The 16,578-nt window shown below is 39.0% G+C and carries 9 protein-coding genes; 5 read left to right on the top strand and 4 right to left on the bottom strand.

The genetic code is table 11. From position 1 onward, the window contains the following. Positions 1-71 precede the first annotated feature (71 nt). The gene (locus E0W73_RS11390; RefSeq protein WP_135222208.1) at positions 72-881 is read right to left on the bottom strand and encodes a LytR/AlgR family response regulator transcription factor; all 810 of its coding nucleotides are present in this window, start codon (positions 879-881) and stop codon (positions 72-74) included. A 289-nt stretch (positions 882-1,170) separates the two neighbouring features. Beyond that, positions 1,171-2,712, bottom strand: a complete 1,542-nt coding sequence (locus E0W73_RS11385) for a glycine--tRNA ligase (protein WP_135222207.1) — start codon at positions 2,710-2,712, stop codon at positions 1,171-1,173. 161 nt (positions 2,713-2,873) lie between these two features. On the opposite strand from E0W73_RS11385, the gene E0W73_RS11380 reads away from it, so the two are divergent. Next, on the top strand, positions 2,874-3,491 hold the full coding sequence (locus E0W73_RS11380) for a ComF family protein (RefSeq protein ID WP_135222206.1): 618 nt from the start codon (positions 2,874-2,876) through the stop codon (positions 3,489-3,491). A gap of 162 nt (positions 3,492-3,653) precedes the next feature. Here the strand turns inward: E0W73_RS11380 and E0W73_RS11375 are convergent, their stop codons facing one another. After that, positions 3,654-6,338 (bottom strand): zinc-dependent metalloprotease, encoded by a 2,685-nt coding sequence (locus E0W73_RS11375; protein WP_135222205.1) that lies wholly within the window; start codon positions 6,336-6,338, stop codon positions 3,654-3,656. A gap of 197 nt (positions 6,339-6,535) precedes the next feature. Here E0W73_RS11375 and E0W73_RS11370 point away from each other — a divergent pair, with 197 nt between their 5' ends. The 4 genes from E0W73_RS11370 to E0W73_RS11355 all read left to right on the top strand — a co-directional run bounded on the left by E0W73_RS11370 (position 6,536) and on the right by E0W73_RS11355 (position 10,225). Then, complete coding sequence (locus tag E0W73_RS11370) at positions 6,536-7,468, top strand: bifunctional riboflavin kinase/FAD synthetase (protein WP_135222204.1); 933 nt, start codon at positions 6,536-6,538, stop codon at positions 7,466-7,468. A gap of 116 nt (positions 7,469-7,584) precedes the next feature. Further along, entirely contained in the window at positions 7,585-8,022 is a 438-nt protein-coding gene (locus E0W73_RS11365; protein ID WP_135222203.1) for a hypothetical protein, read from the top strand. Between the two features lie 168 nt (positions 8,023-8,190). Next, positions 8,191-9,279 carry a biotin synthase BioB gene (bioB, locus tag E0W73_RS11360; RefSeq protein WP_135222202.1) on the top strand — a complete coding sequence of 363 codons (1,089 nt, stop codon included), beginning with the start codon at positions 8,191-8,193 and terminating at the stop codon, positions 9,277-9,279. 79 nt (positions 9,280-9,358) lie between these two features. Then, positions 9,359-10,225: a cupin-like domain-containing protein gene (locus E0W73_RS11355; protein ID WP_208730536.1), complete on the top strand. Its 867-nt coding sequence runs from the start codon at positions 9,359-9,361 to the stop codon at positions 10,223-10,225. Between the two features lie 56 nt (positions 10,226-10,281). Here the strand turns inward: E0W73_RS11355 and E0W73_RS11350 are convergent, their stop codons facing one another. Next, positions 10,282-16,341, bottom strand: a complete 6,060-nt coding sequence (locus E0W73_RS11350) for a T9SS sorting signal type C domain-containing protein (protein WP_135222201.1) — start codon at positions 16,339-16,341, stop codon at positions 10,282-10,284. Positions 16,342-16,578: the final 237 nt, after the last annotated feature.

Here is a 16,578-nt window from a genome sequence, read left to right as displayed (position 1 = left end):
AAAATAGGTTTATGGTAGATCGTACCCAATTGGTAGTCAATGGGTAGCAAATTCATGTAAACACTTAATTTTTAGACTTCTAGGTAATTTCCAGCTGCAAAATCTGCAATAATTAGGTCAACATTTGTCTTGTAAGTTTTGGAAAACGGAATCTTTTTGGAGGAGTTTTTTATGTAACACATTGAGTTTCCGCTATGAATCCTCGAAATGTAATTTCTGTTGATGACATAACTGTTATGAATCCGGATGAAAGGAAAAGTCAAAAGGCTCTCAAAATGCTTTAAAGTTTTAAAAGCTGTAATCATTTCGCCGTTGCTCAGATAAATATCGGTTGAGTTGTTATCGGCCTGAAAATAACAGATTTCTTCTGCATTGACATAACGGTAATCTCCGTAAGATTTTATACAAATAACGAGCGGTTCTTCGATATTGCGAGCAGTTCTTGCAAACGATGTTACAGAAGTTGTAATTTCGTTCTTGATTTTAATTGATTCTGAGGCCAAAGTGCTTTTGTCTAGTTTCAGAATCAGCTTGAGCAGGTCTATTTGTATTACGGGTTTTACGATATAATCAAAAACATCATACTTGATGGCTTCAAACGCCAAATCTTTTTTCAGAGTCGTAATTATGATTTTAGGAATCGCGGCTAAATACCTGTACAATTCATTAATAAAAGAAAGCGATAGATTACTGGAAATATTCTCTGGTGCAATTTCTAAAAATATAAGTGCTGGCTGTTGTTCCAAAACCAATGCGAGCCCTTCTTCGTAACTAGATGCCGATGCCAAAAAGCTTAATTCCGAAAAGCCGTCTGCAATTTTTCTAGTGTTTACAGCACTTTCGGGATTATCATCAATAATAATATACGAATACTTTTTCAATTTTAAGCTTTAATTATTTGCGAAGAATTCTTCCTACTCATTCTTTCTTTTTTGTTAAAGAAACAATTATTTGTGAAAACTGAGAAAAAAAATTGGATTTAGTCTTTTACTTACACTTAAAATTACGAATATTTGAAATTCAAAACACTCATTGTTAACACATTAATCCAAAATGTTAAAGTTTAAAAAGTTTGAAAAATAGTGGTGAAAAGTTTAATGCCTTTCGTTAAACAAAAAAATCCCAAATTCAGCATTAGAATTTGGGATTTTGAATAGTATTCAGAAAAAATTACATCTTCATTAACCAGTTTTTCATCGAAACTTCGTTTTCGATAATACCTCTTAATTCAGTAATTTTTACACGGTCTTGTTTCATTGTATCTCGGTGACGGATGGTTACTGTTTCGTCTTCAAGAGTTTGATGATCTACTGTGATACAGAAAGGCGTTCCTAAAGCATCCTGTCTTCTGTAACGACGTCCTACAGCATCTTTTTCATCATAAGCCACATTGAAATCCCACTTCAAATCTTCAATGATTTTTCTTGAAATTTCTGGCAAACCATCTTTTTTAATTAATGGTAAAACCGCTGCTTTAGTTGGAGCTAAAACTGCCGGTAACTGTAAAACAGTTCTTGTAGAACCGTCTTCTAAAGTTTCCTCTTTTAATGAAGTAGCAAAAACTGCCAAAAACATACGATCTAAACCAACAGAAGTTTCTACTACGTAAGGAACATAGTTTTCGTTTAACTCCGGATCAAAATATTGTAGTTTTCTTCCTGAGTATTCTTCGTGCGCTTTTAAGTCGAAATCTGTACGAGAGTGAATTCCTTCCAATTCTTTAAATCCGAATGGGAAATTAAATTCGATATCTGCTGCCGCATTTGCGTAGTGTGCTAATTTTTCGTGATCATGGTAGCGGTAGTTTTCTTTGCCCAGACCTAAAGACAAGTGCCATTTTAGACGCGTTTCTTTCCAGTGTTCGTACCATTGCATTTCTTCTCCCGGACGTACAAAAAATTGCATTTCCATTTGTTCGAATTCACGCATACGGAAAATAAATTGTCTTGCTACAATCTCGTTTCTGAACGCTTTACCCGTTTGGGCAATTCCGAAAGGAACTTTCATACGACCAGATTTCTGAACATTCAAAAAGTTTACGAAAATACCTTGAGCCGTTTCTGGACGTAAATAAAGATCCATCGCATTTTCTGCAGAAGCACCCAATTTAGTTCCAAACATTAAGTTGAACTGTTTTACATCAGTCCAGTTTTTAGAACCCGTTTCAGGATCAGCTATTTCAAGCTCTTCGATCAAAGCTTTTACATCGTCTAAATCTCCAGCTCCTAAAGAACGCCCTAAACGTTCTCTAATTTCTTTTTCTTTAGCCAAATATTCAATAACACGAGCGTTTGTAGTTACAAATTCTTGTTCGTTGAATGCGTCTCCAAAACGAGCTTTTGCTTTGTCAATTTCTTTTTGCGCTTTTTGGTGAATTTTTTCAGCAAAATCTTCAACTAAAACGTCTGCTCTATATCTTTTTTTAGAATCTTTATTATCAATTAACGGATCATTGAAAGCATCAACGTGACCAGAAGCTTTCCAGGTTGTTGGATGCATCAATATCGCAGCATCAAGGCCGACAATATTTTCATTCATCTGAACCATTGATTTCCACCAATATTCACGGATATTCTTTTTTAATTCGACCCCGTTTTGTGCGTAATCGTATACAGCACTTAAACCGTCGTAAACTTCGCTTGACGGAAAAATAAATCCGTACTCTTTTGCGTGCGAAACCACATTCTTAAATATATCTTCTTGTTTTGCCATAGTGATGCAAAAATATAAAAAGTACCTTTAAAAAAAAGAAAAATTATAAAGTTTGAAACGGCATTTTCGTTATTTTTGTAAATAAATTCCTGTGTTTTGTGATTAATTTTCTTTTAAACCTATTTTTCCCGAAAGTATGCAGCGGCTGTCATAAGATTTTGATGTCTAACGAAATAGTTTTCTGCACAATCTGCAGACATGAAATGCCTTTGACCCATTATTATTTAGATCCAAAAAACGAAGCCTCAAAAAAGTTCTACGGCAAGATTGACATGCAACATGTTTCGACATTTTTATATTTTAATAAAAAAGGGATTGTTCAGGAGCTCATTCATAATTTAAAATACAAAGGCCATCAGGAAATCGGAACAGTTTTAGGAAGCTGGTATGCAGAAGAACTAAAGGAACTGCAACTCGCTAGTCCGTTTGAAGTCGTGATTCCGGTACCGCTTCATAAAAAGAAATTTAAGGAAAGAGGCTATAACCAAACCGCCAATTTTGGAAAAGCGATTGCAGAAGGCTTACAACTAACTTATAACGACACCATTTTATATCGAAAAAAATACGCCAAGACCCAGTCCAAAAAAAATCTACTAGGAAGGTCTGAAAACATTGAAAACATTTTTGACATTCATTTTAAAGAAACAGACCAAGACAAACATTTCGTTCTTGTAGACGATGTCTTGACCACTGGTGCGACTTTAGAAGCCTGTTCTCGAGCATTGCTAAAAATTCCTGGAGCTAAAATTAGCGTAATCTGTATCGCTATGGCTCATTAACCTTTTGATTGAAATTATTTTTTTCAATCCTATTAAATCAGCTTAGAGATTAAATCTGTTTGAATCTGCGTGAAAATTTATAAACAAAAGGATTTATGCAGATTTTAGCAGATGAGATTTTAATTTTTGAATGAAGCTATTTCACCCAACGGGTTAACATTATCAATTGACTACTATTTTTTTTACGGTTCTTCTTTCTCCGTCGATAATCGTTACAAAGTAAATTCCTGAAGTTGGATTTGGAAGCTGAATATTTTGATTGAAATCGGCCACAGACTCAAAATCTGCGCTGTAGACTGTTCTTCCCAAAATGTCATGCACCAAAATTTTTACTCCTGTATTGGAATTACTTTCGAATTGAATCGAAAAATTACCTTTGTTCGGATTTGGATAAAGCGCAAAATTTAGATTCTCAAAATCTGATGTTCCTAGAGTATAGGTCTTACTGCAAATATTTATTGAAGCCGAATTTATAGTCCCGAAACCACCAGTCACATTATCACGAACTCTAAAAGTCCAATTTCCTTGCTGATTTTCTCCGTTAAAAGCACTTAAAGCATCAACTGGAATCACAATTTGGTTTGTGGTTGCGCTGCAACTTAAAGGTGCTCCTTCATCGTCAAACTGCAATGATAACGTCGAATTTGTACCGTCGCAGCTTCTATTGAACAAGCGCACCACTGTGCCGCTCGGACTTACAAGTTGCATTTCTAAATCTGATAACTTGGCATGCGTTACATTTACCAGAACATTCACATCTGAGACAGTTCCTGTAGAAGCAGGAACAGTTACTGTTTTATCTAAATACGATGAGCCGAAAGGAATACTATAAGCATTACCAACACTGTACGATCCACAATCTGTAGAAACAGTGTATCCTACCGCAAAAGGTCTGCTGTTTACTGCATAATAAATATTTCCTACAGGTTCTACCAAAAGCCTGCAGTTACCAGAAACATTTATTCCGCTTGGCACTACAACTGTTTCAGAACCATCGTTTGGCGTATTAGAAGCCAACACCACAGGAAATGTTAAGCCGCCGTCTAAAGACAATTTAATATTTACATTGGCAGAACCCGGAAGCGTATTGGTACTATTGACGCTCCAAGTAATGGTCTGAGAAGATCCTCTCTCCCATCCTATATTATCTGTGTTTTGCGAAGTCACTGCAAAAGGCCCTGTGTTGGCATTTACTGTAACTACCATCGCATCTGTTCCGGTTTGTGCTGTATCTCCGGCTGCATTGTCTCTTCCGGTAAGGGTAAAATTCATTGTTTTGTTAACAGAAGAAACCGACTCCCAAGTTGTTGTCAATACATTATTGAGCACAGAACTTAAAGCTGGCATATACCGTATCGGAGAAGTCGAGGGCGCAATCGACCTAAACATCGGTCCGTCTGGTTTGGCAGGATAAGCTACAGAGTTTGCGTTAAAAGTGGTAACAGCGCTGTCAAACTGTTCCCAAGTATAGGTTATCGCATTGCCTTCTGGATCTGTACCAGTTCCCGTTAAAATGAAAGGAGTGCTTTTCGGAATTGTATAATCTAGACCAGCATTTATGATTGGAGGATTATTTGCAATCGCTGTAGTGACAGGACAAGATTTTCCGGCAAGATTTGTTTGGATTTGAAGAATGCTTCCGTACGAAAAATAATCATCAGAAAAATTCTGCACATCATAACTTCCAGTTACTCCAGCATATCCCATAATCGTAGAACCGCTTCCTGGCTCATATTGAGTTCCGGTACCTTCGCTAGTGTGCGAAAATGTATGAGTTGCTCCCAATTGATGTCCCATTTCGTGCGCCACAAAGTCGATATCAAAAGTATCACCCTGCGGTTTTGCATCAGCCGGAGAAGTATAAGCACTCCCTTTTGCAAGCGGATTACCCGTTGTCGGATTTACACAAACGCATCCTATACAGTTGGCATTTCCGCCTCCGCCCGAAGCCCCAAATAAATGTCCAATATCATAATTTGCATTTCCGATAACTGAAGTCAAGGTGCTTTGAACCTCTTGACCCCAAGTCGGATTAGTTTGAGATGCACCTGCAGACGCATTAGAATACGGGTCGGTTGAAGCATTGGTATAAATAATCGCATCGTTGTTGGCAATGAGAACAACTTTTACTGCCAAATCTTTTGCGAATACGCCATTGACACGTGTTAAGGTCGCATTCATTCCCGCAAGAGCGGCTGCCTTTGTACCGCCATGAAACGCAGTGTATTCTCCTGTGCAGGATAATGCTAGACGAAGCGTTTTAAATTGTTTAGTATTTGCGGCCGTTTTGGCTGTCTTTGACGAAGATGCATCTGCCAGACTTACATTTGCGGTCTTACATTCTAAACGCATTTTTTTATCTGCATTGTCAGTGGCTTTAAAAACAACATACTCTGATGTGTTTTCTGGATTCTGCTCGATATACTCGGTCGATTTCGCTGGACGAAAAACCATAGTCTGAATTCCTATAGGTGCAACGCTGAAATGAACTTTGGCCGATTTATCATCGATTCCTCTTCCTTCGTAAGCTCTGATTTCTGGATATTTTGCTTGCAGTTCTGGATCAAAATTTGAAGATTCCCAAACTGAAAATCGTTCTAAAACTCCTTCACTGTTCGGAATCGTGATTTCGGTGGGATTTTCTTTTGCGGTTTTCCCATTTACCGAGACCAACTTTTCTTTTAAGGAGGTTGTATTTAAGGTATAATACTTTTTAGCTGATTCTACAGTCGCAGTCGATTTTCTAAACGAAGAAACAGAATTTATCTGTTGCCACAAATTATCTTTTTGTGCAAAAACACCAATACTGCAAGAAAAAAGAAAAATAAAAAGTAATAATTTTTTCATGTTTAGGGAATTGATATTCAAAAATAAATCAATTAAATCAAATTCTTATGTTATATACGACAATTAATCGTTTTTTGTCGACGAGTACATTCATTTAGACGAAAAGAAAAAGCTTTATTAGTCAAAAATCAGCGACAGATTACTATTAAATTTAAAATAGAAAAGTATAAATTTGCAGCATCTTTAAATAATTTGTTTTGAAGCTCTTCAATTCTATAAACGATTTTCAGTCTGCCAAGAAAACCATATTAACTCTAGGCACTTTTGACGGCGTTCATATTGGTCACAAAAAAATTCTGGAACGTATTACCCAGCAAACTGAAAACGGAAAATACGAAAGTCTTGTGCTTACTTTTTTTCCGCATCCAAGAATGGTTCTTCAAGAAAAATCAGAAATCCGACTTTTAAATACCATTTCTGAAAAAACAAAACTTCTGGAAAAAACCGGAATCGAGAATCTTGTCATTCATCCGTTTAATGAAAATTTTTCAAGATTAACAGCAGAAGAATTTGTTCATTCTATATTAGTCGATCAATTCAAAATTCATAAAATAATTATTGGACACGATCATCGTTTTGGCCGAAACAGGACTGCAAATATCGACCATCTGATTGCTTTTGGCGCTGCATATGGTTTTGAAGTGGAGCAAATTTCGGCTCAGGAAATTCAGGATGTCTCGGTAAGTTCGACGAAAATCAGAAAAGCGCTTCAAGAAGGAAATATGGCTTTGGCCAATGAATATCTGGGCTACAATTATTTCCTGACCGGAAAAGTAGTGAAAGGAAAACAACTCGGAAGAACAATCGGTTTTCCAACTGCCAATATCGCAATTGAAGAAGAATACAAACTGATTCCGAAAACGGGTGTTTATGCTGTAAAAGCAACTATTGAAGGAGAAACTGTTTTTGGAATGATGAATATTGGTTTCAATCCGACTGTCAACGGCGAACGGCAAACTATTGAAGTACACCTTTTTGATTTTGACAAAGATATTTACGACCAGGAAATTGAAGTTTCTCTGTTGCAATACATTCGCGAAGAACAAAAATTCGGATCGGTAGAATTGCTGAAAAATCAGTTAGCTCAAGACCGGTTATCTGCCTTAGCTTTTATTTCAAAAATCGCATAATTTAAGCAATAGACTTTTTGTCTGTTTTTAAATCATCGTAGTTGTTTTTTTAGTAAATTTGATACAGAACTCTGTTTTCCAAATATTTACTATTAACTTCTTTAAAAATAACCACTATGAAATTACCTAAAGAAATTACCAACGGTTTTTTGATTTTTCTCGGAATTGGCATTTATTTTTTATTGATGAATGTACTGGGATTGGCAGATTTGTTTTACCTAAGAACACTTAATGTTTTCTTTATATTTTATGGTGTAAACAGGACAATGCAGATGAATCTTCACGAAGGTGAAACCAATTTTGTGTCTAATGCTGTTTCTGCAATGACCACTTCGGTTGTTGGTGTATCAATGAGTGTATTTGGGTTATTGGTTTATAGTTATGCTAGAGGAGGCGATGCTTATATAAAAACACTCTCTGAGACTTTTATGTTTGGAGGAAATCCTTCTGTTCCTACTTACTGCATCTGTTTGTTATTTGAAGGAATTGCTTCTTCAGTAATCGTTACATTAATGATGATGCTGTATTGGAACAACAAATATGCAGCTGATTAATTTCCTGAATAAATACTAAAATCGCGGCACTTTAAAATCATAGAATAACATTTTATGATTTTAAAGTGCTTCTTTTTTTAAAAGACCGCCTAATCTTCAATTCAAAATATTCGGTATTGCTGATTAGAACAATTTAGTTACTTTTGAAACTTCAAAAACAATGTATCAATGAGCATTACAAAACACAATTGGACCAAAGACGAAATTATCGCCATATATAATAAACCATTAATGGATCTGCTTTATGAAGCGGCAACCATTCACAGACAACAACACGACCCAAACGTTGTTCAGGTTTCAACCTTACTTTCTATTAAAACCGGAGGATGTCCTGAAGATTGCGGTTACTGCCCACAAGCCGCACGATACAACACTGGAGTTGAAGGAAATGACTTAATGACCGTAAGTCAGGTAAAAGCTCAGGCTTTGAGAGCAAAATCAAGCGGATCGTCTAGAGTTTGTATGGGAGCAGCTTGGAGAAACGTAAAAGATGGAGAAGAGTTTGACCAGGTTCTAGAAATGGTGCGCACCATCAACAAACTGGATATGGAAGTGTGCTGCACGCTTGGAATGCTTACCGAAAATCAGGCAAAACGTCTAGCGGAAGCTGGCTTGTATGCCTACAATCACAATTTAGATACTTCTGAGGAATATTATAAAGATGTAATCTCGACACGCGGATTCGAAGACCGTCTACAGACTATCGAGAATGTCCGCAAAACAAACGTAACCGTTTGCAGTGGCGGCATCATCGGAATGGGAGAAAGCATCGAAGACAGAGCAGGAATGCTTGTGGCGCTTTCAACTTTAAATCCGCAGCCAGAATCGGTGCCAATTAATGCGTTGGTAGCCGTTGAAGGAACTCCGATGGAAGAAGAGCAACCTGTAGAAATTTGGGAAATGATTCGTATGGTGGCGACTACTCGAATTGTAATGCCAGAAACACAAGTTCGCTTATCTGCCGGAAGAACCAATATGTCACGTGAAGGGCAAGCCATGTGTTTCTTTGCTGGAGCCAATTCTATTTTTGCGGGCGATAAACTGCTTACGACTCCAAATCCGGATGTTAATGAAGACATGAAAATGTTTGAAACATTAGGAATGGTGCCTCAAAAGCCTTTCATTAAAATCATGCAGCCAAAAACAGTTGAAGCAGCAGATTCTCAATATGCCTCTTTAGGAGAAAAACCAAAATGGTCAAGACCAGGACATACGATTGAAAGAAATGTTGACGCATCGATTAAAGCAAAAATTTAAGCGAAAGAGTTAATTTATTTCGATAAATATTTTTAAATTGCTTGTAACTCAGTGTTATAAGCAATTTTTTATTTATCAAATGAAATTAAAACAAATAGAAAGGGTGAAAAAAATCTCGAAAGAAGATTTTGTTTCCCAATATGTAAAAAACCAAATTCCCGTTGTTATTGAAGAACTGACCGAAGACTGGCCCGCCTACAATAAATGGAAATTATCTTATATGAAAGAAATTGCAGGCGATCTCACCGTACCTCTTTACGATGACAGACCTGTTAATCACGAAGATGGTTTTAATGAAGCTCATACTCGAATGAAAATGAGCGAATACATCGACCTTTTGGAAGAAAAGCCAACCAATTATCGTATTTTCTTATATAATCTTATGAAACAGGTTCCGTCGTTAAAAAATGACTTCTTATGGCCTGATATTGGTTTAAAACTCGTAAAGCAGCTGCCGATGTTGTTTTTTGGAGGAGAGAATTCAAAAGTCTTTATGCATTATGATATTGACTATTCGAACATTCTACACTTTCATTTTCACGGAGAAAAACAATGCATGATTTTTGCTCCAGACCAATCAAAATATATGTATAAGGTACCTCATGCATTGATTTCTCGAGAAGATATCGATTTTGACAATCCTGATTACGAAAAATTCCCAGCCCTTAAAAATGTAGAAGGCTTTATCACTAATTTAAAGCATGGCGAAATGCTTTATATGCCAGAAGGATATTGGCATTATATGAAATATTTGACACCAGGATTTTCGATGAGCCTTCGCTCTTTTCCTAAAAGTATCAGCAATTTATCAAAAGCAGCTTACAATGTTTTGATAATGCGCCATTTTGATGTCATGATGCGAAAAATAAAAGGTCAGAAATGGATTGATTATAAGAATGAAAAAGCAATCCGAAATACACATCAGTATTTAGAAAAAACTTTTTAAAATAGAAAACATCCGCCGCGGCGGATGTTTTTTTTGTGGTTCTATTGGGCTATTATTTATCGAAATATAATTTTCTTTGTATCTATGCTTCCATTGTCTAAGGTAATTTTTAATACCAAAACCTGTTCGGCAGACTGCAGATTCGAAATTTCATATTGAGCATTTCCTATGTTCTTTTTATCATATAACAGCTTTCCAGAAATATCATACACTGCGATATCTTTGAGATTTTCATTCATCATTTGAGAATTAACTGTTATCTGTTTATCCTTCACCGAAACATAAATAGCGCTATCTGTTTTCTCAAAATCTTCAGTATCTAGATTAACCAAGCCAAAACTAAGCTCAAAACGGTCCGTAAAAACACCCGTATTGCTGGTAAAAGTATAATTGCTTTTTTGTAGATTATGAGTAATCCCAGTTGCCTTGTCTTTAAGGAATACCGGAATAACATTTAAATGACCGTCGGCATGATCAATTTCGATAAAAAATTCACCACTTATGTTTAATTTGTATCCAAGCGGAATAACCTCGAGCCCTGTAAAAGGTAGGGCACGCCCTTGAATAACAAGTTTTTTGTCTGCATTTATACTGTAAAAATCTAAAAATTTATTACTGTCCATCGTAACAGCATCGTAGTTGGTATCCCAGCCGTTTGTAGCACCTTCGACATAACCTATTAGAATTTGTTTAAAAGCGCCTTCTTTATTTCTTAAATTAATCCATACCCTGTGTCTTTCAATAGCCGAAGAGGCTGTGGTTCTATAGAACTGGCTGTTATTTCCGGGAACACGCATAGAATTAGTGAAAGCTGCCGAAGAAGCATTTTTAGATTGCACAAAAAATGACTGTCCTGCTGCAATATATCCTAAAGGCTCGGCAGTATTTCCTGGCGAGGTAGCTCCAGTGCCAGACATATTCCCAACGGTTGTACTACCGCTTAAATTATAAATAGCATAATCCACTGAAGTATAATTGTTCTGCGCCGTTCCTGGAACCGAACCGCTTGGAAGCGAATTATGTGTCCAGAAATAAAGAGTACCGTATAAATTTGCAGCATTGTCAACAATAAACTGATCTGCGTACACAGCAGACGGATACGGATTACCGATTAGGTTCCATTTATCTACACCTCCCAGCGGCACAGAAACTGGCCCATTGTTTGGAACACCTATGAACTCCGCATTATACACAGCCGGAATTGTTGTACTAAAGCTCTGAGGCGCCCGAACATTATACCCCACACCTTTTGCCATTTCTTCTGTTCCATAATTTATAATTACCCAGCTGTCTCCAGCGGCATTGTATTTATAATATTTATCCAACAGAGTACCAGGAGAAAGGTTTTGTAATGTAAACGCCGGCAAGCGTGTAACTGGTGACGACCAATAAGTAAAATCGTAGCGACGCACTGGCATGGTGTTTCTTCTATAAGTAATATTTCCTGTGTTTACAGCATCGGTTGTCTGATACAAACTAGAATTATTTTCGAAAATAAAACTTCCTCCACTATTAGTTACCGAATTTGTAATTGTTAAGGTATGATTAGAATTTACAGTAACGGTTACACCAGGATCAATAACACAAGAACAGCCGCTTAAATTTCCGGTTGTTGAGTAATCTCCTGAAAATCGAATCGCATCAGTAATAGAAGGCGGACTTCCTTTAGACCAACTAGTTCCGTTCCAGATATTGGTACTTGGAGCAGCTATTTCGAGGCTAGCCGTAGGATCAGAAAGACAAATTGATGTGTTGTAAACGGTAAAAGTATACGTTCCAGGAGCAAGATTATTTATCGTATAAGTCGTTCCAGTAGCAGTATAGGTCTGGTTAACTGTTCCTGTTTGAGTGATTGTCCAGTTAGGCGTTGACGGCAAACCGGTTAAAACAACACTTCCTACGGAGCTAACACATGTTGGCTGTACAATTGTTCCAAATCCAGGTGTAGAAGGTTTTGGTTCGACATCGATTCTGGTTTCAATAGAACCTTCTTCAGGACAAGACCCATTTTGAACAACAGCTCGATAGCTGGTACTCGTGGCCAATATTCCTGGTTGGTAGGTATTGCCCGTATGACTGATCGGTTGCCAAACATACGGAATAGCTTCTGCGTACTCCCATCTCACAATAGTACCTGTATATCCATTTAGAGTCAGTAACGGACTCGGACTGCCGCTACAAATAGCAGTACCACCATTAACTACGCCCCTAACTGTTCTTATTACTGTGGTTGTATTAGAGGCATTCACACTTGAAGGACATCCGAGTGACGTATACCCAACTGTAACAGTTTTATTGCCTATTGTTAGCCATTCTAATGTTACCGAATCACTGGTATTAGAAAGACTTCCGGATACTACATTGTAATCGTTACCCAAAGTTCCAGAAACAGTCCAAACATAATTCGATTGTCCAGATTGTGTAGTATATGTAACAAATGTATTTACACATACTGAAGCTGCAGGTTGAGCTGTAAAAGACGGCGCTGGAGTCGGATTTACCGTGATGGTCGCAGAACCTCCCGTAAAAGCACTAGTACGAACACATGAATTGGTTCCAGTAACTGAAACCAGTGTATAAGTGGTTGTAGCAGTAACCGGAGTGGTAAAGGTATTGAACGGCGTACCGCTTGTAACATTATTGACTGTACGGTTCGCTGTTCCATCATTATAAATAATTGTATAAGGCCCCGTTCCGGCAGTTGACGTAAAAGTCAGTTGACCTGCTCCGGTTGCACAAAACGGTCCATTGGCCGTCAAGCTTCCTTGCGGAAGAGGATTTACGGTAATCGTTGCCGAGCCTGCCGTAAAGCCGCTGTTTCTTATACAAGAATTGGCACCAGTTATGGAAACCAGAGTATAAGTGGTTGTAGCAGTAACCGGAGTGGTAAAGGTGCTGAACGGCGTACCGCTTGTGACATTATTGACTGTACGGTTGGCTGTTCCATCATTATAAACAACTGTATAAGGCCCCGTTCCAGCAGTTGCTGTAAAAGTAAGCTGACCTGCGCCTGTTTCACAAAAAGGGCCATTGGCCGTCAAGCTTCCTTGTGGCAGAGGATTTACGGTAATCGTTGCCGAGCCTGCCGTAAAGCCGCTGCTTCTGACACATGAATTGGCACCGGTTACGGAAACCAGTGTATAAGTGGTCGTAGCGGTAACCGGAGTCGTAAAGGTGCTGAACGGCGTACCGCTTGTAACATTATTGACTGTACGGTTGGCTGTTCCATCATTATAAACAACTGTATAAGGCCCCGTTCCCGCAGTTGCTGTAAAAGTAAGCTGACCTGCTCCGGTTGCACAAAAAGGGCCATTGGCAGTCAAGCTTCCTTGAGGCAGAGGATTTACGGTAATCGTTGCCGAGCCTGCCGAAAAGCCGCTGTTTCTAATACATGAATTGGCACCAGTTACGGAAACCAAAGTATAAGTGGTCGTAGCGGTGACCGGAGTCGCAAAGGTGTTGAACGGCGTACCGCTTGTGACATTATTGGCTGTACGGTTGGCTGTTCCATCGTTATAAACAACAGTATAAGGCCCCGTTCCGGCAGTTGCCGTAAAAGTAAGCTGACCAGCGCCTGTTTCACAAAAAGGGCCATTGGCCGTCAAGCTTCCTTGCGGTAGTGGATTTATGGTAATCGTTGCCGAACCTGTCGTAAAGCCACTGCTTCTAATACAAGAATTAGCACCGGTTACGGAAACCAAAGTATAAGTGGTCGTAGCGGTAACTGGAGTCGTAAAGGTGTTGAACGGCGTACCGCTTGTTACTCCACTAACCGTACGGTTGGCTGTTCCATCGTTATAAACAACAGTATAAGGCCCTGTTCCCGCTGTTGCGGTAAAAGTCAGCTGACCAGCGCCTGTTGTACAAAACGGGCCATTGGCAGTCAAACTTCCTTGAGGCAGAGGATTTACAGTAATCGTTGCCGAGCCTGCTGTAAAACCAGTAGTCCTAACGCAAGAGTTAGCTCCAGTAACTGAAACCAGTGTATATGTTGTAGTATTTGTGACTGACGCAATTGCAGTATTAAAAGGCGTGCCGCTTACTACTCCTGTTACAGTACGATTGGCTGTTCCATCGTTATAAACAACGGTATAAGGCCCTGTTCCGGCAGTTGCCGTAAAAGTCAGCTGACCTGCGCCAGTTGCACAAAAAGGGCCATTAGCTGTCAAACTGCCTTGAGGAGATGGATTCACGGTAATTGTTGTGGGCCCAGTAGGAAAACCGCTAGTTCTGACACAGGAATCTGCTCCCGTTACTGAAACTAAAGTGTAAGTTGTATTACTTGTTACTGGATTAATAAATGTATTAAACGGCGTACCACTCACTACTCCCGTAACAGTACGGTTGGCTGTACCATCATTATAAACAATAGTAAAAGGAGCCATTCCCTCAGTAGCTGTAAAGGTTAATTGCCCAGTACCTGTCGAACAAAGTGGGCCATTGGAAGTTAAACTTCCTCGTGGCGTAATACCGACTGTAATCGTTGCTGAAGGTCCTGTAAAACCAGTAGTTCGCACACAGCTATTTGCTCCTGTAACCGATACCAGAGTATAAGTCGTAGTGCTTGTTACTGGAGTAGTAAAAACATTAAATGGTGTTCCGCTTACAACATTAGCGACCGTGCGATTTGCTGTTCCATCATTATAAACAACAGTATAGGGTCCTGTTCCTGCACTAGCCGTAAAGGTAAGCTGCCCTGCGCCCGTATCGCAAAATGGCCCATTGGCTGTCAAGCTTCCTTGTGGTAAAGGATTTACGGTTATTACAGCTGGAGTTGAATTCGCAGTTGCGCATACCCCGTTTTGAATTACTGCTCTAAATTGTGTTGTAGCAGTTAATGGTCCTGAGGCATATGTTGTTGTAGTATTGGCAATATTTGTAAAAGTTGTAAATCCATCTGTTGATGACTGCCATCTTACTATTGTTCCTGTATGACCGCTTAATGTTAAAGTTCCGCTTGTCGCACCCGAGCAAATTGTGGTCGTTCCAGCAACTGCACCACCCACCGAAGGCGCTGAAACTACTACACTCGCTGTGTTATTTGAATTTACTGTAGAGGTACAACCTTCTGATCGTATAGAGATTATTGTAATCGTACTCGTACCAGCTGTAGTTAAACCTGTAGCAGTAAAAGTACCCGTTCCAGCAGTTGCAACACTCAAAGTGGCTGTAAGATTAGATCCGCTGGGAGTACTCCGATTGTAAGTAACAGTATAAGATCCAACTGGTAGATTGGCCGCTGCTCCTGTCACTGTCACCACTGTTGTTCCCGAACTTGTGCAAGTTGGAGCAGCGCTTGTAGAAGTAAGGCTGTAGGTTGGACAAGTATAGCTAATAATAACACGACCAGCAGCACCTGCACCTCCTGCTCTAACTTCTCCCGTATTAGTAATGATTCCCCCACTTCCGCCTCCGCCTGGTATTCCTCCGGGAAGTCCATTTTCGTTGACTCCTCCAATTACACTAGTATGGCTCGCCCCACCAGTTCCACCGCCGGGAGAACTTCCTCCTGCTCCAGATGTAAATAGTGCAGCTAATCCAGATGTAAATCCCTGTCCTCCATCTCCTCCAGCAGTTACCGTACCAGCACCTGCGGCTACTGTCCCACCGGCTCCTCCAGCTAGAGTACCTCCTGCAGTATTACCCAATCCTCCAGAACCTCCCGGGGCAAAAATAGACGACTGAAATCCTGAAATAGTCGAAGGATTTCCTGCAGTTCCATTTCCTCCTGCTGTTCCTGAAACGGCAGTCGCAACCAAAGCGGATATAGTAGCTCCAGGCGTAACTGTAATAGTAGCTGTGGCGCGTGCTCCTGCTCCACCTCCAGACCCAGATCGCCCCTGAAGTGCAGGTAAGTTGGTCGCTCCACCTCCGGATCCACCACCTCCCCATGCCTGAATATTCATCGAAGTCAGACCGTTGGGAACTATGATAGAGTTATTTGTGTCAAAGGTATGGGAAACAGTCGCCTGTCCGTGTATTAAATTAGAAACAAAAAACAGGATGACTGGTAGAAATATTTTAGAGATAGCTTGCCGTAAATTATAGCAAGAAGCTATTAAGGAGTCATTAAAAATTTGAAAAGTACGGGGCGTCGAAAGTAATTTTTTTTTCATTGGTGGTATTTTAAAATTAAAAATCGAATACTGGCTTATTAAAAAATCATTTATAAATTTTAAAACACTTTTCAAAAAAGCATTCTTAAAAGGAAAAAAAAAATCTTTTAAGAAATGTAGTTATTCTCAAAAAAAGGCTTTAAAATTCAGTCAATTTCTGAGGGCTTATACAATCTAAAAAACTAAGTTTTTTTGTAAAAATGAAGTAGAAAAAATAATGTTAATGGCTTATATGGT

This window comes from Flavobacterium foetidum (assembly GCF_004634245.1).
In the GTDB taxonomy this organism is placed as follows: Bacteria; Bacteroidota; Bacteroidia; order Flavobacteriales; family Flavobacteriaceae; genus Flavobacterium; species Flavobacterium foetidum.
This window is presented reverse-complemented; position numbering and strand designations above follow the sequence as displayed.

What these genes read in the sequence shown, in the direction of transcription:
- E0W73_RS11385 (WP_135222207.1), bottom strand. Translation starts at nt 2,712, where the DNA reads ATGGCAAAACAAGAAGATATATTTAAGAATGTGGTTTCGCACGCAAAA.
- E0W73_RS11380 (WP_135222206.1), top strand. Translation starts at nt 2,874, where the DNA reads ATGTCTAACGAAATAGTTTTCTGCACAATCTGCAGACATGAAATGCCT.
- E0W73_RS11375 (WP_135222205.1), bottom strand. Translation starts at nt 6,338, where the DNA reads ATGAAAAAATTATTACTTTTTATTTTTCTTTTTTCTTGCAGTATTGGT.
- E0W73_RS11365 (WP_135222203.1), top strand. Translation starts at nt 7,585, where the DNA reads ATGAAATTACCTAAAGAAATTACCAACGGTTTTTTGATTTTTCTCGGA.
- bioB (WP_135222202.1), top strand. Translation starts at nt 8,191, where the DNA reads ATGAGCATTACAAAACACAATTGGACCAAAGACGAAATTATCGCCATA.
- E0W73_RS11355 (WP_208730536.1), top strand. Translation starts at nt 9,359, where the DNA reads ATGAAATTAAAACAAATAGAAAGGGTGAAAAAAATCTCGAAAGAAGAT.
- E0W73_RS11350 (WP_135222201.1), bottom strand. Translation starts at nt 16,341, where the DNA reads ATGAAAAAAAAATTACTTTCGACGCCCCGTACTTTTCAAATTTTTAAT.